34 protein-coding genes are annotated in these 20308 nt (G+C 71.7%); 3 read left to right on the top strand and 31 right to left on the bottom strand.

Translation table 11 applies throughout. The features are described 5' to 3' along the window. Positions 1–15 precede the first annotated feature (15 nt). The 3 genes from ACVWW9_RS07460 to ACVWW9_RS07450 form a co-directional block, all read right to left on the bottom strand. Positions 16–597 (bottom strand): stage II sporulation protein M, encoded by a 582-nt coding sequence (locus tag ACVWW9_RS07460; protein ID WP_456514981.1) that lies wholly within the window; start codon positions 595–597, stop codon positions 16–18. A 1-nt stretch (position 598) separates the two neighbouring features. Beyond that, entirely contained in the window at positions 599–877 is a 279-nt protein-coding gene (locus tag ACVWW9_RS07455) for an uberolysin/carnocyclin family circular bacteriocin (RefSeq protein ID WP_354256464.1), read from the bottom strand. An 87-nt stretch (positions 878–964) separates the two neighbouring features. Further along, complete coding sequence (locus tag ACVWW9_RS07450; protein WP_456514980.1) at positions 965–1168, bottom strand: helix-turn-helix domain-containing protein; 204 nt, start codon at positions 1166–1168, stop codon at positions 965–967. Between the two features lie 152 nt (positions 1169–1320). On the opposite strand from ACVWW9_RS07450, the gene ACVWW9_RS07445 reads away from it, so the two are divergent. Continuing rightward, a complete protein-coding gene (locus ACVWW9_RS07445; protein ID WP_456514979.1) occupies positions 1321–1806 on the top strand; it encodes a helix-turn-helix domain-containing protein in 486 nt (161 codons plus the stop codon). After that, positions 1751–2239, top strand: a complete 489-nt coding sequence (locus ACVWW9_RS07440; RefSeq protein ID WP_456514978.1) for an ImmA/IrrE family metallo-endopeptidase — start codon at positions 1751–1753, stop codon at positions 2237–2239. Before ACVWW9_RS07445 ends, ACVWW9_RS07440 begins: the two co-directional genes overlap by 56 nt. Here the strand turns inward: ACVWW9_RS07440 and map are convergent. The 24 genes from map to ACVWW9_RS07320 all read right to left on the bottom strand — a co-directional run bounded on the left by map (position 2166) and on the right by ACVWW9_RS07320 (position 14951). Next, positions 2166–2996: a type I methionyl aminopeptidase gene (gene map / locus ACVWW9_RS07435; protein WP_456514977.1), complete on the bottom strand. Its 831-nt coding sequence runs from the start codon at positions 2994–2996 to the stop codon at positions 2166–2168. The two genes, ACVWW9_RS07440 and map, sit on opposite strands and share 74 nt — an antisense overlap. Further along, positions 2996–3577, bottom strand: a complete 582-nt coding sequence (locus ACVWW9_RS07430; RefSeq protein WP_123697064.1) for an adenylate kinase — start codon at positions 3575–3577, stop codon at positions 2996–2998. The genes map and ACVWW9_RS07430 overlap by 1 nt, the downstream gene beginning before the upstream one ends. Continuing rightward, positions 3578–4909, bottom strand: a complete 1332-nt coding sequence (secY, locus tag ACVWW9_RS07425) for a preprotein translocase subunit SecY (RefSeq protein WP_123697063.1) — start codon at positions 4907–4909, stop codon at positions 3578–3580. It abuts the gene before it with no gap. A gap of 60 nt (positions 4910–4969) precedes the next feature. Continuing rightward, positions 4970–5434, bottom strand: a complete 465-nt coding sequence (gene rplO / locus ACVWW9_RS07420; RefSeq protein ID WP_354256478.1) for a 50S ribosomal protein L15 — start codon at positions 5432–5434, stop codon at positions 4970–4972. Next, a complete protein-coding gene (gene rpmD / locus ACVWW9_RS07415; RefSeq protein WP_123697061.1) occupies positions 5427–5615 on the bottom strand; it encodes a 50S ribosomal protein L30 in 189 nt (62 codons plus the stop codon). Before rpmD ends, rplO begins: the two co-directional genes overlap by 8 nt. After that, on the bottom strand, positions 5612–6331 hold the full coding sequence (gene rpsE, locus ACVWW9_RS07410; RefSeq protein ID WP_123697060.1) for a 30S ribosomal protein S5: 720 nt from the start codon (positions 6329–6331) through the stop codon (positions 5612–5614). The genes rpmD and rpsE overlap by 4 nt, the downstream gene beginning before the upstream one ends. Further along, entirely contained in the window at positions 6328–6699 is a 372-nt protein-coding gene (rplR, locus tag ACVWW9_RS07405) for a 50S ribosomal protein L18 (RefSeq protein ID WP_123697059.1), read from the bottom strand. The genes rpsE and rplR overlap by 4 nt, the downstream gene beginning before the upstream one ends. Beyond that, positions 6699–7235 carry a 50S ribosomal protein L6 gene (rplF, locus tag ACVWW9_RS07400; RefSeq protein WP_123697058.1) on the bottom strand — a complete coding sequence of 179 codons (537 nt, stop codon included), beginning with the start codon at positions 7233–7235 and terminating at the stop codon, positions 6699–6701. The genes rplR and rplF overlap by 1 nt, the downstream gene beginning before the upstream one ends. Positions 7236–7241: 6 nt before the next feature. Then, on the bottom strand, positions 7242–7640 hold the full coding sequence (gene rpsH / locus ACVWW9_RS07395) for a 30S ribosomal protein S8 (protein WP_123697057.1): 399 nt from the start codon (positions 7638–7640) through the stop codon (positions 7242–7244). Between the two features lie 82 nt (positions 7641–7722). Continuing rightward, positions 7723–8289 (bottom strand): 50S ribosomal protein L5, encoded by a 567-nt coding sequence (gene rplE / locus ACVWW9_RS07390; protein WP_456514976.1) that lies wholly within the window; start codon positions 8287–8289, stop codon positions 7723–7725. Further along, entirely contained in the window at positions 8282–8653 is a 372-nt protein-coding gene (gene rplX, locus ACVWW9_RS07385; protein WP_123697055.1) for a 50S ribosomal protein L24, read from the bottom strand. The genes rplE and rplX overlap by 8 nt, the downstream gene beginning before the upstream one ends. A gap of 3 nt (positions 8654–8656) precedes the next feature. Beyond that, on the bottom strand, positions 8657–9025 hold the full coding sequence (gene rplN, locus ACVWW9_RS07380) for a 50S ribosomal protein L14 (protein ID WP_123697054.1): 369 nt from the start codon (positions 9023–9025) through the stop codon (positions 8657–8659). Positions 9026–9051: 26 nt separating this feature from the next. Next, positions 9052–9336 (bottom strand): 30S ribosomal protein S17, encoded by a 285-nt coding sequence (gene rpsQ, locus ACVWW9_RS07375; protein ID WP_123697053.1) that lies wholly within the window; start codon positions 9334–9336, stop codon positions 9052–9054. Next, the gene (gene rpmC / locus ACVWW9_RS07370) at positions 9336–9671 is read right to left on the bottom strand and encodes a 50S ribosomal protein L29 (RefSeq protein WP_123697052.1); all 336 of its coding nucleotides are present in this window, start codon (positions 9669–9671) and stop codon (positions 9336–9338) included. Before rpmC ends, rpsQ begins: the two co-directional genes overlap by 1 nt. Beyond that, positions 9671–10090, bottom strand: coding sequence for a 50S ribosomal protein L16 (gene rplP, locus ACVWW9_RS07365; protein WP_123697051.1), 420 nt, complete (start codon positions 10088–10090; stop codon positions 9671–9673). Before rplP ends, rpmC begins: the two co-directional genes overlap by 1 nt. A 3-nt stretch (positions 10091–10093) precedes the next feature. Then, positions 10094–10816 (bottom strand): 30S ribosomal protein S3, encoded by a 723-nt coding sequence (rpsC, locus tag ACVWW9_RS07360; RefSeq protein WP_123697050.1) that lies wholly within the window; start codon positions 10814–10816, stop codon positions 10094–10096. Continuing rightward, complete coding sequence (gene rplV / locus ACVWW9_RS07355; RefSeq protein ID WP_123697049.1) at positions 10816–11184, bottom strand: 50S ribosomal protein L22; 369 nt, start codon at positions 11182–11184, stop codon at positions 10816–10818. Before rplV ends, rpsC begins: the two co-directional genes overlap by 1 nt. 25 nt (positions 11185–11209) lie before the next feature. After that, positions 11210–11491, bottom strand: a complete 282-nt coding sequence (gene rpsS, locus ACVWW9_RS07350; RefSeq protein WP_123697048.1) for a 30S ribosomal protein S19 — start codon at positions 11489–11491, stop codon at positions 11210–11212. Positions 11492–11503: 12 nt separating this feature from the next. Beyond that, complete coding sequence (rplB, locus tag ACVWW9_RS07345) at positions 11504–12343, bottom strand: 50S ribosomal protein L2 (RefSeq protein WP_123697047.1); 840 nt, start codon at positions 12341–12343, stop codon at positions 11504–11506. 19 nt (positions 12344–12362) lie between these two features. Then, on the bottom strand, positions 12363–12662 hold the full coding sequence (gene rplW, locus ACVWW9_RS07340; protein ID WP_123697046.1) for a 50S ribosomal protein L23: 300 nt from the start codon (positions 12660–12662) through the stop codon (positions 12363–12365). Next, on the bottom strand, positions 12659–13333 hold the full coding sequence (gene rplD / locus ACVWW9_RS07335; protein ID WP_354256489.1) for a 50S ribosomal protein L4: 675 nt from the start codon (positions 13331–13333) through the stop codon (positions 12659–12661). Before rplD ends, rplW begins: the two co-directional genes overlap by 4 nt. A gap of 2 nt (positions 13334–13335) precedes the next feature. Further along, positions 13336–13986, bottom strand: a complete 651-nt coding sequence (gene rplC / locus ACVWW9_RS07330; protein WP_354256492.1) for a 50S ribosomal protein L3 — start codon at positions 13984–13986, stop codon at positions 13336–13338. 8 nt (positions 13987–13994) lie between these two features. Continuing rightward, on the bottom strand, positions 13995–14303 hold the full coding sequence (gene rpsJ / locus ACVWW9_RS07325; protein WP_021010896.1) for a 30S ribosomal protein S10: 309 nt from the start codon (positions 14301–14303) through the stop codon (positions 13995–13997). A 390-nt stretch (positions 14304–14693) separates the two neighbouring features. Beyond that, positions 14694–14951 (bottom strand): Rv0909 family putative TA system antitoxin, encoded by a 258-nt coding sequence (locus tag ACVWW9_RS07320; protein ID WP_123697043.1) that lies wholly within the window; start codon positions 14949–14951, stop codon positions 14694–14696. Positions 14952–15086: 135 nt separating this feature from the next. On the opposite strand from ACVWW9_RS07320, the gene ACVWW9_RS07315 reads away from it, so the two are divergent. After that, a complete protein-coding gene (locus ACVWW9_RS07315; RefSeq protein WP_456514975.1) occupies positions 15087–16058 on the top strand; it encodes an arginase family protein in 972 nt (323 codons plus the stop codon). Here the strand turns inward: ACVWW9_RS07315 and ACVWW9_RS07310 are convergent. From ACVWW9_RS07310 to hutI, 4 genes are all read right to left on the bottom strand, one after another. Then, complete coding sequence (locus tag ACVWW9_RS07310) at positions 16039–17154, bottom strand: FAD-dependent oxidoreductase (protein ID WP_456514974.1); 1116 nt, start codon at positions 17152–17154, stop codon at positions 16039–16041. The genes ACVWW9_RS07315 and ACVWW9_RS07310 overlap by 20 nt on opposite strands. Then, the gene (locus tag ACVWW9_RS07305) at positions 17151–17882 is read right to left on the bottom strand and encodes a methyltransferase domain-containing protein (protein ID WP_456514973.1); all 732 of its coding nucleotides are present in this window, start codon (positions 17880–17882) and stop codon (positions 17151–17153) included. Before ACVWW9_RS07305 ends, ACVWW9_RS07310 begins: the two co-directional genes overlap by 4 nt. Before the next feature lie 11 nt (positions 17883–17893). Then, positions 17894–19039, bottom strand: a complete 1146-nt coding sequence (locus ACVWW9_RS07300) for a type III polyketide synthase (RefSeq protein WP_456514972.1) — start codon at positions 19037–19039, stop codon at positions 17894–17896. A 64-nt stretch (positions 19040–19103) separates the two neighbouring features. Beyond that, positions 19104–20306 (bottom strand): imidazolonepropionase, encoded by a 1203-nt coding sequence (gene hutI, locus ACVWW9_RS07295; protein WP_456514971.1) that lies wholly within the window; start codon positions 20304–20306, stop codon positions 19104–19106. Between the last annotated feature and the right edge of the window lie 2 nt (positions 20307–20308).

Raw genomic sequence — 20308 nt, 5'->3', positions numbered from 1 at the left:
CGGTGCTCCTCTCGATCAGCGGGCGTGCCCGGCGATGACGACGGCTTCGATGCACGCGCCGATCACGACGAGCACCGCGGCGAGGAGGGTCAGCGCGAGGCTCGTCGGCAGCGCGCTCCCGTAGGCGGCGGAGAACCGCGCCCCGCCCCCTCGAGCGGCCGTCGCGATGACCGCGTGGACGGTGGGCAGCACGCCCGCGCCGGCGGCCAGCACGACCGCGGTGAGCTCGAACGCGATGTACGGGCCGACGCGCGCGAGCGCCTCCACCGGGCCGAGCGCCGCGAGCACCGCGGCGCCCGACAGGCCCAGCCCGGTGCCGAGCACGACGCCGGCGACGACGGTGAGCGTGCCGAGCGTCGGCGCTCCGGCCGCCAGGAGCGCGATCGCGCCCAGGTTCCGCACCGCGATCGCGCCGACGTCCCGGTCGCCCGCGAGCACCGCGGTGTCGAGGTCGCCGGCGGCCAGCGCCGCGGCGTTGCGCGCCGCGAGGGCACCGGCGGGGGCAGCGGTCGCGGCGACGATCGCGCCGAGCGCGAGCGCTGCGAGGGCGACCGACACCCCCGCAGACCGGGGCGTCGCGAGGGTGCCGGCGGGCATCTCAGGCCATCGCCAGCCTGCGCAGCTTGCGCTTGAGGTACCAGACGATGGTCGAGATGACGGCGCCGGCGATGCCGCCGCCGAGGATGATCGAGACGACCGCGAGCGCGGCCCCTCCGATCTCGACCGCGGTCACGATCTGCGTCGCCGCCGCCGCGGACAGCCCGAAGCTGCCGACGAGCCAGGCGAGCGACAGGCCCGCCATCGCCAGCCCGACCACCGCGACGCCCGCCGACGCGGCCCACACCGCGGCCCTGGCCCTGCGCGTCTTCATGTGCATGTGCTTCCTCCTTCGTCGCACCCGCTTGCCGGGTGCCCGTGCCTGTCGGCACGAGTCGGTGGCGGTCGCGGCGAGTCGCGGCGCGCATCAGCCCGCGCTCCCGCGGAGCCCGATCGCGATCGCGGCGGTCAGCCGGGCGACCAGTCCCGCCGGCGGCTCCATCGCGCCGCTCTCGACGCCCATGACCGTCGCGAGCGGTGCGCCGGCGAGCAGCGCGAGCTCGGCCTGGCTGAGGCCCGCGCGCACCCGGAGCGCCATGAGCGTCGCTCCGATGCGTGATTCGACCGCCATGCGGCAAACCATGCCAGGTTTTCGACCGTTGCGCAAGTGCTTTTCGGAGCCGGTGTGGGGAAAAGCGCCTCTCGAGTCGACATCGGTCGAGAAGCATCCCGCTTGTGCCGCGGCCGGGGCGGATACGCTGACCCTCGACGAGATGAGGTCGCATGTCCATCCACCTCCGAGGAGCGAGCGCGAGCGAGCGCCAGCGCTACGGCGAGCTCGTCCGCCCCGCCCGGATGCGCCAGGGCCTCAGCCAGAAGGCGCTCGCCGCGCTCGCCGACGTCGACCGCACGACCGTGAGCAACATCGAGCGCGGATCCGGCGCGCCGCAGGAGGACGTGCTGCGTCGCCTCTTCGCCGCCCTGGGCCTCGCGACGGATGCGCGGCCGCAGGACCCCGACGTCGAGCTGTGGACGGCCGTGATGGCCGAGCTGCTGTCGAACGTGCCGCCGGACCGCCGGCACCTGGCCGCCGACGCCGCGATCGCGACCCTCGCGGCGCACGTCCGCGCTGGCGGCGTGTCAGCGGGCGTGTCAGCGGGCGAGGCTACGGTGACCGCGATCGCAGACGCCGACGGCACCGAGGAGCACCTGCATGGACTTGCGGCGAGGCGCGGCAGCGCTCGCAGGGACGAGCCCCACGCTGACTGAGCTCGTCGCCCTGTGCCGCGAGGCCGGGGTCGAGATGCGGGTCGCGCGCCTGCCGCCGGACTGGCTGGGTGCCTATGACGACGCCGGCCGCCGCATCCTGCTCGCCCGCGGCCTCACCCCGGTCGAGCAGCGCTGCGTGCTCGCGCACGAGCTGGGCCACGCGCTGCACGGCCACGCCGGCGGCTCGCCGGCCGACGAGCGCGCCGCCGAGCGATTCGCCGCCCGCATGCTCATCGACCCGGTCGCGCTGCGCGCCGCATCCGCGTGGGCGCGCGACGACCACGAGCTCGCCGACGAGCTCGGCGTCACGGTCGACGTCGTGCGCGACTACCGGGCGCTGCCCGGCAGCGCCGCGTGCGTCAGCGCTCGGGGATCGGCACCGGCACGACCCCGAGCGGCGCGAGCGCCGCGGCGCCGCCGTCCAGGGCGGTGAGCACCCAGATGCCGCCGCTGTGGACGGCCACCGAGTGCTCCCACTGGCACGCGTCGGAGCCGTCGGCGCTACGGACGGTCCAGCCGTCGCCGTCGACGGTCGTCTCGGCGCCGCCGGCGTGGATGATCGGCTCGATCGCGACGCACAGGCCGGGCTTCACGGCCGGCCCGACGACGCGGGTGCGGTAGTTGAACACCGGCGGGTCCTCGTGCATGCGGGTGCCGATGCCGTGCCCGATGTAGTCCTCGTCGATGCGGAAGTCGCTGTTCGCGTCGATGTGGTCCTCGACCGCGGCGCCGACCTCGCCGAGCTGCCGCGCGCCCGCGAGCGCGGCGATCCCCGCCCAGAGGGCGCCGCGCGTGACGTCGCTCAGGCGCTCGCGCGCCGCGGTGCGCTCGGGATCGCCGCCGGGCACCACGACGCTGATCGCGGCGTCGCCGTGGAAGCCGCCGATCGTCGCGCCGCAGTCGACGGTGACGAGGTCGCCCGGCTCCAGCACGCGATCCCCGGGGATGCCGTGCACCACGACGTCGTTGACGTTGACGCACAGGGTGTGCTCGTAGCCCGGCTCGAGCTGGAAGTTCGGCACCGCGCCGTGCTCGCGGATGACGCGCTCGGCGATCCGGTCGAGCTCGAGCGTCGTGACGCCCGCCTGGACGGCCGACTCGACCGCCTGGAGGGCGAGCGCCGTGATCCGGCCCGGCTCGCGCATGGCGGCGAGCTCGCGGCGCGACTTGTAGGGGCCGCGGCCGCGCATCACGCCGTGATGCCGCGCTCGGCGAGCCCGGCGAGCACGCGCTCGGTCACCTCGTCGACGGGCCCGATCCCGTCGACCTCGACGACGAGCCCGCGCTCCTCGAAGATCGCCACGAGCGGTGCCGTCTCGCGCTCGTACACGTCGAGGCGGTGGCGGATGACCTCCTCGGAGTCGTCGCTGCGGCCCTGGAGCTCGGCACGGGCCAGCAGCCGGCGCACGACCTCGTCGGTGTCGGCGACCAGGCGCACGACGGCGTCGAGCTGCTCGCCGCGGTGGAGGTTGACCCCGTCGAGGAACTCGACCTGCCCGGCGGTGCGCGGGTAGCCGTCGAGCAGGTAGCCCTGCTCGGCGTCCGGCTGCGCGAGGCGGTCGTCGATGAGCTCGTTCGTGAGCTCGTCGGGCACGTACTCCCCCGCGTCGAGGATGGCCGTGACCCGCTGGCCGAGCTCGGTCTGCTCCTTGATGTTCTGCCGGAAGATGTCACCGGTCGACACCGCCGGCACCCGGAGCGCCTCGGCGATGCGTGCTGCCTGCGTGCCCTTGCCCGCACCGGGCGGGCCGACGATGAGGAGGTTCGGCATCTAGCGGATCAGCCCTTCGTAGTGGCGCTGCTGCAGCTGCGCGTCGATCTGGCGGACCGTCTCGAGGCCGACGCCGACGATGATGAGGATGGACGCGCCGCCGAACGGGAAGTTCTGGTTGGCCCCCACCGTCGCGAGCGCGATCAGCGGGATGAGCGCGACGAGGCCCAGGTACAGCGAGCCCGGGAACGTGATGCGCGTCAGCACGTAGTCGAGGTACTCGGCCGTCGGGCGGCCGGCGCGGATGCCCGGGATGAAGCCGCCGTACTTCTTCATGTTGTCGGCGACGTCCTCCGGGTTGAAGGTGATCGCGACGTAGAAGTAGGTGAAGCCGACGATGAGCAGGAAGAACACCAGCATGTAGAGCGGGTGGTCGCCGGTCGTGAAGTTCGCCTGCACCCACAGCACCCAGTCGGCCGGCGTGGTGCCGTCGGCGGGCATGTTGAACTGCGCGACGAGCGCAGGCAGGTAGAGCAGCGACGAGGCGAAGATGACGGGCACGACGCCGGCCATGTTGACCTTGATGGGGATGTAGGTGGACTGGCCGCCGTACATCCGTCGGCCGACCATGCGCTTCGCGTACTGCACCGGGATGCGCCGCTGCGACTGCTCGACGAAGACGACGAGGCCCATGATGAGGACGCCGACGAGCAGCACCATGATGAAGGTGTTGGGGCCCTGCGTCTCGAAGATGATGCCGAGGGCGCCGGGGAAGGTCGCGGCGATCGACGTGAAGATGAGCAGCGACATGCCGTTGCCGATGCCGCGCTCGGTGACGAGCTCGCCGAGCCACATGATGAGGCCGGTGCCGGCGGTCATCGTGATGATCATGAGCGCGATCGACCACCAGGAGTCGTTCGTCAGCAGGTTCTGGCACTGCGGCAGCGACGGGCCGCCGGTGGACGAGAAGAGCGCACCGGAGCGGGCGACCGTGATGAGCGTGGTCGACTGCAGCACGCCGAGCGCGATGGTGAGGTAGCGCGTGTACTGCGTGAGCTTCGCCTGGCCCGACTGGCCCTCCTTGTAGAGGGTCTCGAAGTGGGGGATGACGACGCGGAGCAGCTGCACGATGATCGACGCCGTGATGTACGGCATGATGCCCAGCGCGAAGATGCTCAGCTGCAGCAGCGCGCCGCCGGAGAACAGGTTGACGAGCTGGTACAGGCCGGTCGCGGTCTGGTTCGCGGCGATGCACGCCTGCACGTTGCTGTAGTCGACGAACGGCGCGGGGATGAACGACCCCAGCCGGAACACCGCCACGATGGCGAGCGTGAAGAGGATCTTCCGACGCAGGTCGCGCGTCTTGAAGATGCGTGCGATGGCACTGAACACGTGCAGCCTTCCGAGAATGGCAATCGGGGCGGCCCGCGCACGGACCGCCCCTCAGCCTACTTACTTGACGGAGCCGCCAGCGGCCACGATCTTCTGCTCTGCAGCAGCCGAGACCTTGTCGACGCTGATCGTCAGCGCGACCGACAGCTCGCCGCCGGCGAGCACCTTGACGAGCTCGTTCTTGCGGACGGCGCCCTTGGCGACCAGGTCGGCCACCGTCACGTCGCCGCCGCCGGGGAACAGCTCGTTGAGCTGGCCGACGTTCACGACCTGGTACTCGGTGCGGAACGGGTTCTTGAAGCCGCGCAGCTTCGGAGCGCGCATGACGCTCGTCAGCTGGCCGCCCTCGAAGCCGGGGCGCACGGAGTAGCGGGCCTTGGTGCCCTTGGTGCCTCGACCGGCCGTCTTGCCCTTCGACGCCTCACCGCGACCGACGCGCGTGCGCGCCTTCTTCGCGCCCGGCGCGGGCCGGAGGTGGTGGACCTTGAGCGCCGGCAGCTCGGCCGACTCGTTCTTGTCAGTCATTCTCGATCTCCTCGACCTTGACGAGGTGCCGCACCGTGTTCACGTAGCCGCGGTTCTGCTGGGTGTCCTCGCGCTCGACCGACTGGCCGATGCGCTTGAGGCCCAGCGAGCGCAGCGTCTCGCGCTGGTACTGCTTCTCGCTGATCACAGACTTGATCTGCGTGATCTTCAGCTTGCTCACTTGGATGCCGCCTTCGCGATCTCGGCCTCGTGCTTGGTGTGCTCCGCCTCGGCGCGCAGCAGGCGAGCCGGGACGACGCGGTCCACGTCGAGGCCACGACGAGCAGCGACCGCACGGGGCTCCTCGAGGGCGCGCAGCGCAGCCACCGTCGCGTGGACGATGTTGATGGAGTTCGACGAGCCCAGCGACTTGCTCAGCACGTCGTGGATGCCGGCGCACTCGAGCACGGCGCGCACGGGGCCGCCCGCGATGACGCCGGTACCGGCGGCAGCGGGACGCAGCAGCACGACGCCGGCAGCGGCCTCGCCCTGCACCGGGTGCGGGATCGTGTTGGCGATGCGGGGGACGCGGAAGAAGTTCTTCTTCGCCTCCTCGACGCCCTTCGAGATGGCCGTGGGGACCTCGCGCGCCTTGCCGTAGCCGACGCCGACCATGCCGTCGCCGTCACCCACGACGACGAGCGCCGTGAAGCTGAAGCGGCGGCCGCCCTTGACGACCTTCGAGACGCGGTTGATCGTCACGACGCGCTCGAGGAACTGGTTCTCCGTGCGGTCGTCGCGACGGCCGCGCTCGTTGCGCGTGCCGCGATCGCGGCTGCCGCGCCGCTGCTCGCGGGGCTCGTCGCGGTGGTCCGACGACGTCGCGGCATCGGCGGCCGGGGCCGTCGCAGCCTGCGTGGTGTCCGTCACCTGCGTGTCCTTGTTCTCTTCGCTCACAGTCCCAGCCCTGCCTCTCGTGCGCCATCGGCGATGGCCGCGACGCGACCGGCGTAGCGGTTGCCACCTCGGTCGAACACGACAGACTCGACGCCTGCCGCCTTGGCGCGCTCGCCGACGAGCTCGCCGACGCGCTTGGCCTTCGCCGTCTTGTCGCCGTCGAACGCGCGGAGGTCAGCCTCCATGGTCGACGCGGACGCGACGGTGATGCCCTGCGAGTCGTCGACGACCTGCACGAACACGTGGCGTGCCGAGCGGGTGACGACGAGGCGCGGCATCGAGCCGGTGCCGACGATCTTCTTGCGGAGACGTGCGTGGCGACGACCGCGGGCAGCCGACTTGCTCTTGCCTCGGGTACCGATGCCCATCACTTACCAGCCTTTCCAGCCTTGCGGCGGATCTGCTCGCCCGCGTAGCGGACGCCCTTGCCCTTGTAGGGCTCGGGCTTGCGCAGCTTGCGGATGTTCGCAGCCACCTCGCCGACGGCCTGCTTCGAGATGCCGCTGACGGTGAGCTTGTTGTTGCCCTCGACCGCGAACGTGATGCCGGCGGGCGGCTCGACGTTGACGGGGTGCGAGAAGCCGAGCGCGAACTCGATGCCCGTGCCCTTGGCGGCGACGCGGTAGCCCGTGCCGACGACCTCGAGGGACTTCGAGTAGCCCTCGGTGACGCCGACGATGTCGTTGGCGATGAGGGTGCGGGTCAGGCCGTGGAGCGAGCGCGACTGGCGCTCGTCGTCCGGGCGCGTGACCTGGATCTGGCCGTCGGCGACCTCGACCTGGATCGGCTTCGCGATCGGGGTCTGCAGCTCGCCCTTCGGGCCCTTGACGGTGACGACGTCGTCGTGCACCGTGATCTCGACACCAGCGGGGATGTCGATGGGGAGTCGTCCGATTCGTGACATGTCAGCTCACCACACGTAGGCGAGGACTTCCCCGCCGACGCCCTTCTGCTCGGCCTCACGGTCCGTGAGGAGGCCCGAGCTCGTCGACAGGATGGCGACGCCGAGGCCGCCGTGGACCTGAGGGATCTCGGTCGAGCGTGCGTACACGCGGAGTCCGGGCTTCGAGACCCGCTTGAGGCCGGCGATCGCGCGCTCGCGGTTGCCGCCGTACTTGAGGCTGAGGGTCAGCGTCTTGCCGACGCGGGCATCCTCGACCTTCCAGGCCGAGATGAAGCCCTCGCGCTCGAGGATCTCGGCGATGCTCGCCTTGAGGGTCGACGACGGCAGCGTGACCTCGTCGTGCATCGCCGTGTTGGCGTTGCGCAGACGCGTCAGCATGTCGGCGACCGGATCGGTCATCGTCATGGGTGGTTCTCCGTTCTGGTTTCGCTGCCCGTTCCGCGGACAGCGACCTTGAAGCTGCTCGGCGCCGGCGGCGCCGATGGGGTCAGGAGTCGGTCTTGAAGGGGAAGCCGAGCGCCTTGAGCAGCGCGCGACCCTCGTCATCCGACTTCGCCGTCGTGACGACGGTGATGTCGAAACCGCGGACGCGGTCGATCTTGTCCTGGTCGATCTCGTGGAACACGGACTGCTCCTGGAGGCCGAAGGTGTAGTTGCCGTTGCCGTCGAACTGCTTCGGGCTCAGGCCGCGGAAGTCGCGGATGCGCGGGAGGGCGAGCGTCAGCAGACGGTCGAGGAACTCCCACATGCGGTCGCCGCGGAGGGTGACGTGCGCGCCGATCGGCATGCCGTCGCGCAGCTTGAACTGCGCGATCGACTTGCGAGCTGCGGTCACCATCGGCTTCTGCCCCGTGATGAGCGTGAGGTCGCGGATCGCGCCCTCGATCACCTTCGAGTCGCGCGCGGCCTCGCCGACACCCGTGTTGACGACGATCTTCGTCAGTCCGGGCACCTGCATGACGTTGCCGAAGCCGAACTCCGCGCGGAGCTGCGGCACGATCGTCTCGCGGTACTGCTGCTTGAGCCTGGGCAGGCGCACTGCGGTGTCAGTCATTGGTCTTGATCTCCTTGCCCGACTTCGTCGCCACGCGGATCTTCTGCGTGGTGGTGACGCCGTTCTTCTCGACCGACGTGACCTCGCGACGGACGCGCGTGGGCTTCTTCGACTCGGGGTCGACGAGCGCCACGTTCGAGATGTGGATCGGGGCCTCGTGGGTCTCGATGCCACCCGTGCGGGTGCCGCGGTTGGTCTGGCCGACCTTGATGTGCTTGGTGACGAGGTTGACGCCCTCGACGATCACGCGGTTCTGCTCGCGCAGGACCTCGATCACGCGACCGGTCTTGCCCCGGTCGCCGCCGCGCGACTCGCGCGCGCCAGCGATGACGACGACGAGGTCGCCCTTCTTGATGCTGGCCATGGGTCAGATCACCTCCGGTGCGAGCGAGACGATCTTCATGAAGCGCTTGTCGCGGAGCTCGCGACCGACCGGACCGAAGATGCGCGTGCCGCGCGGGTCGCCGTCGTTCTTCAGGATGACTGCTGCGTTCTCGTCGAACTTGATGTAGGAGCCGTCGGGACGGCGGGTGGACTTCACGGTGCGGACGATGACGGCCTTGACCACATCGCCCTTCTTGACCGCACCACCGGGGATGGCGTCCTTGACCGTGGCGACGATCGTGTCGCCCAGTCCGGCGTAGCGGCGGCCGGAGCCGCCGAGCACGCGGATGGTCAGGAGCTGCTTGGCGCCGGTGTTGTCGGCGACCTTGACGCGGGATTCCTGCTGGATCATGTCTGGATCTCCTTCGAGGCCGAGGCCTACTTGGCCTTCTCGAGGATCTCGACGAGGCGCCAGCGCTTGGTGGCGCTCGTCGGACGGGTCTCTGCGATCAGGACGCGGTCGCCGATGCCGGCGGCGTTCTGCTCATCGTGCGCCTTGACCTTCGACGACTTGCGGAGCACCTTGCCGTACAGCGGGTGCTTGACGCGGTCCTCGACCTCGACGACGACGGTCTTCTCCATCTTGTCGGAGACGACGTAGCCGATGCGCGACTTGCGGTAGCCGCGCTGGGCGGCCTCGCCCGTGGGCTGCTCGGTGGCCATCACTGCTCCTCAGACTTCTCGGCCGCGTCGGCCGTGGTGGCCTCGTCGGCCTTCTTGGCCTCGTCGGCCTTCTTGGACTTCTTCTTGTCCGCTGCCTTCTCGACGGGCGCCGGGGAGGCGCTGATGCCGAGCTCGCGCTCGCGGATCACGGTGTAGAGCCGCGCGATGTCGCGCTTCACGGCGCGCAGGCGGCCGTGGGCGTCCAGCTGGCCGGTGGCCGACTGGAAGCGCAGGTTGAACAGCTCTTCCTTGGCCCGCTTCAGCTCGACGACGAGTCGCTCGTCGTCCATGGTTGCGAGCTCGGCGGGCATGAGCTCCTTGGAACCGATCGCCATTATGCGTCAGCCTCCTCGCGCTTGATGATGCGTGCCTTGAGCGGCAGCTTGTGGATGGCTCGCATCATCGCCTCGCGTGCGAGCTCCTCGTTGACGCCGGCGACCTCGAAGAGGACGCGGCCGGGCTTGACGTTCGCGACCCACCACTCGGGCGAGCCCTTGCCGGAACCCATGCGGGTCTCGGCGGGCTTCTTCGTGAGGGGGCGGTCCGGGTAGATGTTGATCCACACCTTGCCGCCGCGCTTGATGTGGCGCGTCATGGCGATACGTGCGGCCTCGATCTGACGGTTCGTGACGTAGGCAGGCGTGAGCGCCTGGATGCCGTAGTCGCCGAACGACACCTTGGTGCCACCGGTGGCCTGACCGCTGCGCTTCGGGTGGTGCTGCTTGCGGTGCTTGACTCGACGGGGAATCAGCATGGTTTACGCCTCCACTGGTGCGTCGCGACGGGGGCCGCGACGCTCGCGCTGCGGCTTCTGGTTCGCCTGCTCGCGAGCGAGCTCGCGGTTGGTGAGCTCACCGTTGTAGATCCAGACCTTCACACCGATGCGACCGAAGGTGGTCTTGGCCTCGTAGAAGCCGTAGTCGATGTTCGAGCGGAGCGTGTGCAGCGGGACGCGGCCCTCGCGGTACTGCTCGCTGCGGCTCATCTCGGCGCCGCCGAGGCGGCCGGAGACCTTGATCTTGACGCCCTTGGCGCCGGCGCGCTGCGCCGACTGCAGGCCCTTGCGCATCGCGCGGCGGAACGCCACGCGAGCGCTGAGCTGCTCCGCGATGCCCTGCGCGACGAGCTGTGCCGAGGCCTCGGGGTTCTTGACCTCGAGGATGTTCAGCTGGATCTGCTTGCCGGTGAGCTTCTCGAGGTCGGCGCGGATGCGCTCGGCCTCGGCGCCGCGGCGGCCGATCACGATGCCCGGGCGGGCGGTGTGGATGTCGACGCGGACGCGGTCGCGGGTGCGCTCGATCTCGATGCGGGCGACGCCGGCGCGGTCGAGGCTCGTGGACAGCATCTTGCGGATGCGGATGTCCTCGGCCACGTAGTCGGCGTAGCGCTGCCCCGGCTTGGTCGACTCGGCGAACCAGCGCGACACGTGGTCGGTGGTGATGCCGAGGCGGAAGCCGTACGGGTTGACCTTCTGTCCCATTACTTCTCGTCCTCCGTGGTCGGCGTCGCGAGCACGACGGTGATGTGGCTCGTCCGCTTGTTGATGCGGAACGCGCGACCCTGTGCACGCGGCTGGAACCGCTTGAGCGTGGTGCCCTCGTCGACGAATGCGCGCGACACGTACAGGTCGGCGTCGTCGAGGAACTCGTTCGTCGCGTCGGCCTTGACCCGGGCGTTCGCCATCGCCGAGGCGACGAGCTTGTACACCGGCTCCGAGGCGCCCTGCGGGGCGAACTTCAGGATCGCGAGGGCTTCCTCGGCCTGCTTGCCGCGGATCATGTCGACGACACGGCGGGCCTTCTGAGGGGTCACGCGGATGTGACGAACGCGAGCGATCGACTCAACCATTGCCTTCTCCTTCTTCGCCGCCGCCTTAGCGGCGACGACCCTTCTTGTCGTCCTTCACGTGTCCACGGAAGGTGCGGGTGGGCGCGAACTCGCCCAGCTTGTGACCGACCATCGTCTCGGTGACGAAGACCGGGATGTGCTTGCGACCGTCGTGCACGGCGATCGTGTGGCCGAGCATGGCCGGCACGATCATCGAGCGGCGCGACCAGGTCTTGATGACGTTCTTGCTGCCGGCCTCGTTCTGGCGAACCACCTTGATGAGGAGGTGGTCGTCGACGAACGGACCCTTCTTGAGGCTGCGGGGCATCGGACTCTCCTACTAGCGCTTCTTCTTGCCGGTCGAGCGGCGGCGGACGATGAGCTTGTCGCTCGGCTTGTTCGGCCGGCGGGTGCGACCCTCGGACTGGCCCCACGGGCTGACGGGGTGGCGACCACCGCTCGTCTTGCCCTCGCCGCCACCGTGCGGGTGGTCGACCGGGTTCATCGCGACACCGCGGACGGTCGGACGGACGCCGAGCCAGCGCTTGCGACCGGCCTTGCCCCAGTTGATGTTCGACTGCTCGGCGTTGCCGACCTCGCCGATCGTGGCGCGGCAGCGTGCGTCGACGTTGCGGATCTCGCCCGACGGCAGGCGGAGCTGCGCGTAGGGACCGTCCTTGGCGACGAGTCGCACCGAGGCGCCGGCCGAGCGGGCCAGCTTGGCGCCGCCACCCGGACGGAGCTCGATCGCGTGGATGACCGTACCCGTGGGGATGTTGCGCAGCGGCAGGTTGTTGCCGGGCTTGATGTCGGCGCCTGCGCCCGACTCCACGATGTCGTCCTGCTTGAGCTTGTTCGGCGCGATGATGTAGCGCTTCGTGCCGTCCTCGAAGTGCAGCAGCGCGATGCGCGCCGTGCGGTTCGGGTCGTACTCGATGTGCGCGACGCGGGCGTTGACGCCGTCCTTGTCGTTGCGACGGAAGTCGATGACGCGGTACTGGCGCTTGTGACCGCCACCGATGTGACGCGTCGTGATGCGACCGCTGTTGTTGCGACCGCCCGTCTTGGGGAGCGGGCGCAGCAGCGACTTCTCGGGCGTCGATCGGGTGATCTCAGCGAAGTCTGCGACGGATGAGCCGCGACGACCGGGGGTCGTCGGCTTGTACTTGCGAATGGCCATGGTCTTGTTCCTTCCGTCCCTAGCCGACAGTCGTGAAGATGTCGATCGAGCCGGACTTCAGCTTGACGATGGCGCGCTTGACGTCCTTGCGCTTGCCGGTGCCGAAGCGGGTACGGCGCGTCTTGCCGACGCGATTGAGGGTGTTGACGCGCTCCACCTTGACGCCGAAGATCTTCTCGATCGCGAGCTTGATCTCGGTCTTCGTGGCGCGCGGGTCCACCTCGAACGTGTAGCTGCCCATGTCGATGAGGGCGTAGCTCTTCTCCGACACGATCGGGCGGATGATGATGTCGCGAGGGTCCTTGTTGTAGCCGCTCATCGGTTCTCGTCCTTCTCTGCCTCATCGGCCTTCGGGGCCTTGGGGGACTTGGCGGCGACGAACGCCTCGTAGGCGGCCTTCGTGAAGACGAGGTCGTCGCTCACGAGCACGTCGTAGGCGTTGAGCTGGTCCCACGTGAGCACGTGCACCTCGGGGAGGTTGCGCACGGCGAGCGAGGCACCCTCCTCGGCGCGGTCGAGCACGACGAGGATGTTCTTCGCGACGCCGAGCGCTGCGAGCATCTCGACGGCGACGCGCGTCTTGGGCGTGCCCTCCGTCGCGAACGACTCGACGACGTGCAGGCGGCCACCGCGAGCGCGGTCCGACAGCGAGCCGAGGAGCGCGGCGGCGATCATCTTCTTGGGGGTGCGCTGCGAGTAGTCACGCGGCGTCGGTCCGTGGACGATGCCACCACCGGTCATCTGCGGGGCGCGGATCGAGCCCTGACGAGCGCGGCCGGTGCCCTTCTGCTTGAACGGCTTGCGGCCGGCACCGGAGACCTCGCCACGACCCTTGGTCGAGTGCGTGCCCTGGCGTGCGGCAGCGAGCTGCGCGACGACGACCTGGTGGATGAGCGGAACGTTCGTCTGGACGTCGAAGATGCTCGCGGGCAGCTCGACCGAGCCTGCCTGCTTGCCCTCGGCGTCGACGATGGCGACCTGGGTGGTCATGCTCAGGCTCCCTTCACAGCGTTGCGGACGAACACGAGTCGGCCGCGGGCACCGGGGACGGCGCCCTTGACGAGCATGAGGCCCTGCTCGAGATCGATCGAGTGGACCGTGAGGTTGAGCACCGAGACGCGCTCGCCACCCATGCGGCCGGCCATGCGCATGCCGCGGAAGACGCGGCTGGGCGTGGACGAAGCACCGATCGAGCCGGGCTTGCGGTGGTTGCGGTGCGCACCGTGCGATGCGGAGACGCCGGCGAAGTTGTGGCGCTTCATGACACCGGCGAAGCCCTTGCCCTTCGACGTGCCGATGACGTCGACCTTCTGGCCGGCGGCGAACAGGTCGACGCTCAGCTCCTGGCCGAGCTCGAACGCGTCGGCGTTGTCGGTGCGGACCTCGGTGAGGTGGCGGCGCGGCGTGACGCCGGCGGCCTGGAAGTGGCCGGCAGCGGGCTGGTTGACCTTGCGCGGGTCGATCTGGCCGGCGGCGATCTGGATGGCTGCGTAGCCGTCCTTCTCGGGCGTGCGGATCTGCGTGACCACGTTCGGCGTGATCTCGAGCACCGTGACGGGGACGAGCTTGTTCTGCTCATCCCAGACCTGGGTCATCCCGAGCTTCGTGCCGAGCAGGCCGCGAGTCGTCGTGATCTTCGACATTGCGTTCCTTAGAGCTTGATCTCGATGTTGACGTCAGCGGGCAGGTCGAGGCGCATGAGCGAGTCGACCGCCTTCGGCGTCGGGTCGATGATGTCGATGAGTCGCTTGTGCGTGCGCTTCTCGAAGTGCTCGCGGCTGTCCTTGTACTTGTGAGGAGACCGGATCACCACGACCACGTTCTTCTCGGTCGGGAGGGGCACCGGGCCCACAACCGTCGCGCCCGCACGGGTCACGGTGTCGACGATCTTGCGCGCCGAGGAGTCGATGACCTCGTGGTCGTACGACTTCAGTCGGATGCGGATCTTCTGTCCCGCCATGGCTGACTCTCTTCCTGTCGACGCAGCCTGGGAGGGCTGCTCGCAACGCACCTGTCGATGCACCGCTGTTCTTCTGTCAATGCCCGCGAGGGGCGCGCACCGCACCGAGCACGGACATGCCATGCTCGAGTTCGGCGAAGTTCTTCTGTGTCGGCTGCCCGCGGCCCAGGATCGTGATCGTCCTGTGCACTGCCAGGGCAGTGAGCGGCGTGAGACGCCGCGTTTGCAACCTGTCGATTCTCGCACGGATGCGGATGCTCGTGCAACCCGGGCGTGTCGCGCCGAGTCGGCAGTGCTGGCGCGGCGGTCGCCGCGCGGGGCGTCGGCCGCGGCCGTGCCCGGACATGCGGAGGGGCGGGGTTCGCACCCCGCCCCTCGGTCGTCCGCGTGCTAGTGGCGCGGTGCGTCGTCCTGCGGCTGCACCGTGGCAGCGTCTGCGTCGTCCTGCGGGAGCGCGGCGTCCGCGCCGCCCTGCCCGAGGAACCGGTCCGCGTGCTCCTGCACGGAGTCGGTGCGGTCGGCGAAGCGCCCGCCGCTGAGCCTGTCGAAGCCGTCGCCTGCGCCCTGGATGATCCGGTCGCTGGTCTGCTCGCCCTGCTCGCTGCTGAGCGCTTCCTTCGCCTTGTTCACGAGATCGCCGATGCCCATGCACGCCTCCTGCCTACGCTCGCGACGGTCGCGGCGTGAGGACACCGAACCACACGAGCCTCTGCGGCGCCAGTGAGCGGGCCCAGCGCTTGGGCGGCATCACGGCCCGGCGCGAGCCATCGGTACGCTCGCGGCATGTCGCCGACCCCGCCCACAGCCCCGGCCACGCCCGCGGCCACTCCGCTGGCCACTCCCCTGGCCCACGACCCCCGCTGGCCGCGAGCGGGCGCGTGGCCGGCGCTCGACGACGGCGACGAGCGGCTCGACGCCGTCGTCCTCGGCATCGGCACGCACGCGACCTCGCTCAGCCCCACCGGCGCGCACGCGACCCCGGCGGCGGTGCGGGAGGCGCTGCGGCGCTACTCGCCGCACGCGGCAGGCACGCAGGTCGACGCGCTGCGGGTGGCCGACGCCGGCGACGCGGTCGACCCGGACCGCGACGAGGACGCCGCGACCGCGCTCGTCGCGCGCGCTGCGGGCCGCGCGCGGCTCGTGATCGCGATCGGCGGCGACAACGCCGCCACCGTCCCCGCGGCGCTCGGGAGCTGGGGCGCGTCGATCGGCACCGCCGGCCTCATCACGATCGACGCCCACCACGACCTGCGCGACGGGCGCAGCAACGGCTCCCCCGTGCGCCGCCTGCTCGAGGCGGGGCTCGACGGGCGGCGCGTGGTGCAGCTGGGCATCCAGGACTTCGCGAACTCCGCCGAGTACGTGCAGCGCGCGCGGGACGCGGGCATCACGACCATCTCCCGCGACGAGCTCGAGCAGCAGCCGCTCGCGGCGATCGCGGCGCGCGCGGTGTCGATCGCCGCGGCCGCCGGCGGACCGGTGCACCTCGACGTCGACGTCGACGCGTGCGACCGCTCGGTGGCGCCCGGCTGCCCGGCCTCGACTCCCGGCGGGCTGAGCGCCTGGCAGCTGCGCACCCTCGTGCGGGCCATCGTCGGCCACGGGGCGGTGCGCTCCGTGGACCTGACCGAGGTCGACGCGACCGCCGACGCCGAGGACGGCCGCACGGTGCGGCTCACGGCCCTGTGCGTGCTCGAGTCGCTCGCGGGCCTCGCGGGCCTCGCGGGGCGAGCGGTCACAGCCCCCGCATCGTGAACGCCGCCCGCACGGCCGCGCTCCCGGGCGGCACGGCGAGCGCGCGCACCAGCGCGAGCCGGGCCTCGAGCTCCGCCCGGCCCGCGGGCGCGCCCATCGCCATGTTCCACGCCGCGCGCCGCATCGCGCGCTCGGCGGCGCGGCGGCGCGCGCGCTCGTAGGCGGCGAGCACCGCCCCGGTGTGCGCGGTCCCGGCGCGGGCGAGCGCCGCGTCGAGCGCGAGCCCGTCGAGCCAGCCGAGGCTCATGCCCTGCCCGCCGATCGGGCTCACCTCGTGCGCGGCGTCGCCCACGAGCACGACGCGACCGCGCACGAAGCGCTCCGCGAGGCGCTGGCGCGCGAGGAAGGCGCTCGTCGCGGCGTCGGCCGGCAGCCGCGGCGGCTCCGGCACGCGCTGCTCGAGGATGCGCTGCAGCTGCGCCGTCGTCATCCCCGGCTCGGGTGCGTCGAGCCGCGCGACCCAGCGCCGCTGCCCGCCCGGCATCGGGAACGACTCGACGATGCCGCCGGGCTCGAGGTGCAGCATCGCCGTCGCACCCGCGCGGGTGGCGTCGGGCGCGTCGGCCATCGCGTAGCCGCCGACGCCGCGGCGCGGCAGCATCCGGATGCCGAGCAGCTGCCGGGTCGTGCTGCGGATCCCGTCGGCGCCCACCGCCCAGCGCGCGAGGACCGCGCCATCGCCGCGCGTCGCGAGCGCGACCCGCTCGCCGTCGTCGTCGAGCCCGGCGAGCTCGACGCCGGTGCGCAGCGCCCCGGGGGCGAGCGCGTGGAGCCGCTCGCGCAGGAGCGCCTCGGTGCGGTGCTGGGGCAGCGCGAGGATGGGCTGGCCGCCGAAGCGCACGCGGGCGAGCAGCCTGCCCCGGCTGAGCGCGACGCCCGAGCGGATCTCGGTCGCCTCGTCGCGGACCGCCCCGCCGATGCCCGCGGCGTCGAGCGCGGCGAGCCCGGGCGGATGGATGCCGATCGCGCGCGAGGCCCGCGACGGCTCGGTGCGCCGCTCGAGCACGACGACGTCGGTGCCGCGCTGCGCGAGCAGGCACGCGAGGTGCAGCCCGACCGCGCCGCCGCCCACGATCGCGACGTCGTGGTCGCTCACGGCCGGGACCGGACGGGCTGCGCCCGCACGAGCTCGAGCCGGAACGGCACACCCCGCCGCACGTTCCAGCCCGGCGGCGCCGCGGCCGCGAGCTCCGCGGGCGTGTGGCTGCGCCGGATCGATGTCAGGCCGTCCGCGCGGATGTACGACCCGCGCAGCAGCGTGGGCTCGAACGGCAGCGTGCCGGCCGCGAAGCCCGCGTAGGCGAGCGCGGAGCGCGCGATGTCGGCGTGCACCGCGACGCCGCCGGGGGCGAGCAGCGCCTCCGAGTCGGCGAGCAGCGCGCCGAGCTCGCGGGACGAGAGGTGGTGCAGCACGTGGTTCGAGACGACGACGTCGAAGCGCTCGCCGTCGGCGACGAGGTCGCCCGTCGCGGCCTGCCGCAGCTCGAGCCCCGGCACCGCGGGCTGCGCCCGGGCGTAGGCGATCGCGCGCGGCTCCGGGTCGATCGCCACCACCTCGAGGGCGCCGCCGTCCCGTGCGGCCCACTCCAGCATCCGGCGCGGCAGGTCGGCGCCGCCGGTGCCGACGTCGAGCAGCCGCACGGGGCCACCCGCGCGCAGGCGCGGACGGATCCAGCGGCGGTAGATCGCGCGTCGGCCGGACACGACGGCGTTGACGAGGTCGAAGCGCGCGTAGGTGCGCGCGAGCATCGCCGGGTCGCAGCCCGGGTCGTCCATGAGCTCGCGCGCGTCCTCGTCGCGCGCGCGCAGCCGTCCGAGCGGCACGTCGGCCCCGCTCAGCCTCGGACGGTGAGCAGCGCCGACTCGACCGTGAGGCCCGGGCCGAACGCCATCGCCGCGACGCGGTCGCCGTCGGCGGCACCCGGGTCGCGCAGGATGCGGTCGAGCACGAAGAGCACGGTCGCGCTCGACATGTTGCCGAAGTCGCGCAGCGTCTCGCGCGCCGGCACGAGCTGCGACTCGGACAGCGCGAGCGTCGACTCGACGTGGTCCAGGATGCTGCGCCCGCCGGGGTGGATGGCCCAGTGGTCGATCGCGCCGCCCACCGCGCCGTCGCGCAGCGCGTCGACGAGCGGCGGCTCCGACTCGAGCAGCGGCTCGATCGCTCCGGTCACGTGCTCGCCGATGAGCGACGGGACCGCGTTCGACAGCACCATCTCGAAGCCGTGGTCGCCGATGCGCCACGCCATCGCGCCCTCGCCCTGCGGCGTCGTGCGCGTCGCGAAGGCGTCGAGGGCGAAGCCGCGCTCGCCGGGCTCGAGCTCGCGCGCGGTCACGATGCCTGCTCCTGCGCCGTCGCCGAAGAGCGAGGTCGCGACGATGGTGTCGGGGTCGTTCGACGTGCGCAGGTGCAGCGTGCACAGCTCGACGCTCACGACGAGCACGACCGCCTCGGGGTCGGCCTGGCACAGCTGCGTCGCGAGCCGCAGCGCGGGCATCGAGGCGTAGCAGCCCATGAAGCCGAGGTGGTAGCGCTGCACGCCGGCGCGCAGGCCGAGGTCGCGCGCGATGACGAAGTCGGGCCCGGGCGCGTAGAACCCGGTGCACGAGACCGTGATGACGTGGGTCACGTCGGCCGCCTCGATGCCCGGCACCGCGGCGATCGCCGCGCCGCCCGCCTCGACGTAGAGCCGGGAGGCGTGCTCGGCGTAGACGTCGTTGCGCAGCCGCGTGCCGGGGTCGAGCAGCAGGCCGCTCGCGCGGTCGTAGAAGGCGGGGTCCTCGGCGGGCGGGCCGTGGAGCGTCAGCTCCTCGAGCACCGTGTAGCGGCGCTCGATGCCCGAGAGCCCGAACGAGGTCGAGACGATGCGCTGCGCGAGCCGCGACAGCCCCGGCTGCGAGCCGAACACCTCCTGGACGTCGGTCTGCACGAGCTGCGTCGCCGGCACGGCCGTCGACAGTCCTCTGAGGCTCACGGTCATGTCGCGAGCGTAGTGGTGCACCTTTGGAGCGGCCCTGGACGCGGCGAGCGTGCGCCGCTCCCGATCACACCACCCGCTCGCCCGCCCGCCAGAGCGCGTGCACGAGCTGTACGCCCGGCCGGTAGGCGAGGTGCGCGATCGACGGCGCGTCGAGCACCTGCAGGTCGGCGCGAGCGCCCGGTCGGATGCGCCCGAGCGGCGCGAGCGCGCGGCCGTCCGGCGCGATGCGCGGCGCATCGCGGTCGAGCGCGACGGCGCCGCCGAGCGTCGCCGCGCGCACCGCCTCCTCGATCGTGAGCCCCATCTGCAGCACCGCGGTCGCGACGCAGAACGCCATCGAGGTCGTGTAGGACGTGCCGGGGTTGCAGTTCGTGGCGATCGCGACGACCGCGCCGGCGTCGAGCAGCCGGCGCGCGGGCGCGAGCGGCATGCGCGTCGAGAGGTCGCACGCGGGGAGCACGGTCGCGACCGTGCCGCGGCCGCCGTGCCAGCTCTCGGCGAGCAGCAGCACCTCCTCCTCGTCGAGGAACGCGACGTGGTCGACGCTCAGCGCGCCGAGCTCCACCGCGAGCCGCACGCCGGGGCCGGGGCCGAGCTGGTTGCCGTGCACGCGCAGCGCGAGCCCGGCGGCGCGCGCCGCCTCGAGGACGCGCCGCGACTGCCGCTCGTCGAAGGCGCCCCGCTCGCAGAAGACGTCGACCGCGTCGACGTGCGGCGCGACGGCCGCGAGCATGTCGCCGACGACGAGGTCGACGTAGGCCTCGTCGTCCGACGCCTCCGCGGGCACGAGGTGCGCGCCCAGGAACGTGACCGAGTCTGCGCGGCCCGCGGCGATGCGCGCCGACCGCAGCTCGTCGGCGACCGTGAGGCCGTAGCCGGTCTTCGTCTCGAGCGCGGTGGTGCCGCCGCGCAGCGCCTCGTCGGCGAGCCGGTCGAGGTTGGCGGCGAGCTCGGCGTCGGTCGCCGCGCGCGTGGCGGCGACCGTGACGCCGATGCCGCCGGCCGCGTACGCCTCCCCCGCCATGCGGGCCTCGAACTCGGCGGTGCGGTCTCCCGCGAACACGAGGTGCGTGTGGCTGTCGACCCAGCCGGGCAGCACCGCTCGCCCGCCGACGTCGACGAGCTCGTCGGCGGCCGGCGCGGCGGATGCCTGGCCGACCCACGCGACGAGGTCGCCGTCGACCACGACGGCCGCGTCGTGCATCCGGCCGAGCTCGTCGTCGTTCGTCGTCAGCTCGCCGATGCCGGTGAGGAGCGTGCTCGCCACGT

It is taken from the genome of Agrococcus sp. UYP33, assembly GCF_054060915.1.
Note: the sequence above shows the minus strand (reverse complement) of the source record. Positions and strands in the feature narration are given on the sequence as shown.

Excerpts from the sequence above, each read along its gene's own strand:
- ACVWW9_RS07460 (WP_456514981.1), bottom strand. The coding sequence starts at position 597 with ATGCCCGCCGGCACCCTCGCGACGCCCCGGTCTGCGGGGGTGTCGGTC.
- ACVWW9_RS07455 (WP_354256464.1), bottom strand. The coding sequence starts at position 877 with ATGCACATGAAGACGCGCAGGGCCAGGGCCGCGGTGTGGGCCGCGTCG.
- ACVWW9_RS07450 (WP_456514980.1), bottom strand. The coding sequence starts at position 1,168 with ATGGCGGTCGAATCACGCATCGGAGCGACGCTCATGGCGCTCCGGGTG.
- ACVWW9_RS07445 (WP_456514979.1), top strand. The coding sequence starts at position 1,321 with ATGTCCATCCACCTCCGAGGAGCGAGCGCGAGCGAGCGCCAGCGCTAC.
- ACVWW9_RS07440 (WP_456514978.1), top strand. The coding sequence starts at position 1,751 with ATGGACTTGCGGCGAGGCGCGGCAGCGCTCGCAGGGACGAGCCCCACG.
- map (WP_456514977.1), bottom strand. The coding sequence starts at position 2,996 with ATGCGCGGCCGCGGCCCCTACAAGTCGCGCCGCGAGCTCGCCGCCATG.
- ACVWW9_RS07430 (WP_123697064.1), bottom strand. The coding sequence starts at position 3,577 with ATGCCGAACCTCCTCATCGTCGGCCCGCCCGGTGCGGGCAAGGGCACG.
- rplO (WP_354256478.1), bottom strand. The coding sequence starts at position 5,434 with ATGACTGACAAGAACGAGTCGGCCGAGCTGCCGGCGCTCAAGGTCCAC.
- rplR (WP_123697059.1), bottom strand. The coding sequence starts at position 6,699 with ATGGGCATCGGTACCCGAGGCAAGAGCAAGTCGGCTGCCCGCGGTCGT.
- rplF (WP_123697058.1), bottom strand. The coding sequence starts at position 7,235 with ATGTCACGAATCGGACGACTCCCCATCGACATCCCCGCTGGTGTCGAG.
- rpsH (WP_123697057.1), bottom strand. The coding sequence starts at position 7,640 with ATGACGATGACCGATCCGGTCGCCGACATGCTGACGCGTCTGCGCAAC.
- rplE (WP_456514976.1), bottom strand. The coding sequence starts at position 8,289 with ATGACTGACACCGCAGTGCGCCTGCCCAGGCTCAAGCAGCAGTACCGC.
- rplX (WP_123697055.1), bottom strand. The coding sequence starts at position 8,653 with ATGGCCAGCATCAAGAAGGGCGACCTCGTCGTCGTCATCGCTGGCGCG.
- rplN (WP_123697054.1), bottom strand. The coding sequence starts at position 9,025 with ATGATCCAGCAGGAATCCCGCGTCAAGGTCGCCGACAACACCGGCGCC.
- rpsQ (WP_123697053.1), bottom strand. The coding sequence starts at position 9,336 with ATGGCCACCGAGCAGCCCACGGGCGAGGCCGCCCAGCGCGGCTACCGC.
- rpmC (WP_123697052.1), bottom strand. The coding sequence starts at position 9,671 with ATGGCGATCGGTTCCAAGGAGCTCATGCCCGCCGAGCTCGCAACCATG.
- rplP (WP_123697051.1), bottom strand. The coding sequence starts at position 10,090 with ATGCTGATTCCCCGTCGAGTCAAGCACCGCAAGCAGCACCACCCGAAG.
- rpsC (WP_123697050.1), bottom strand. The coding sequence starts at position 10,816 with ATGGGACAGAAGGTCAACCCGTACGGCTTCCGCCTCGGCATCACCACC.
- rplV (WP_123697049.1), bottom strand. The coding sequence starts at position 11,184 with ATGGTTGAGTCGATCGCTCGCGTTCGTCACATCCGCGTGACCCCTCAG.
- rpsS (WP_123697048.1), bottom strand. The coding sequence starts at position 11,491 with ATGCCCCGCAGCCTCAAGAAGGGTCCGTTCGTCGACGACCACCTCCTC.
- rplB (WP_123697047.1), bottom strand. The coding sequence starts at position 12,343 with ATGGCCATTCGCAAGTACAAGCCGACGACCCCCGGTCGTCGCGGCTCA.
- rplW (WP_123697046.1), bottom strand. The coding sequence starts at position 12,662 with ATGAGCGGCTACAACAAGGACCCTCGCGACATCATCATCCGCCCGATC.
- rplD (WP_354256489.1), bottom strand. The coding sequence starts at position 13,333 with ATGACCACCCAGGTCGCCATCGTCGACGCCGAGGGCAAGCAGGCAGGC.
- rplC (WP_354256492.1), bottom strand. The coding sequence starts at position 13,986 with ATGTCGAAGATCACGACGACTCGCGGCCTGCTCGGCACGAAGCTCGGG.
- rpsJ (WP_021010896.1), bottom strand. The coding sequence starts at position 14,303 with ATGGCGGGACAGAAGATCCGCATCCGACTGAAGTCGTACGACCACGAG.
- ACVWW9_RS07320 (WP_123697043.1), bottom strand. The coding sequence starts at position 14,951 with ATGGGCATCGGCGATCTCGTGAACAAGGCGAAGGAAGCGCTCAGCAGC.
- ACVWW9_RS07315 (WP_456514975.1), top strand. The coding sequence starts at position 15,087 with ATGTCGCCGACCCCGCCCACAGCCCCGGCCACGCCCGCGGCCACTCCG.
- ACVWW9_RS07300 (WP_456514972.1), bottom strand. The coding sequence starts at position 19,039 with ATGACCGTGAGCCTCAGAGGACTGTCGACGGCCGTGCCGGCGACGCAG.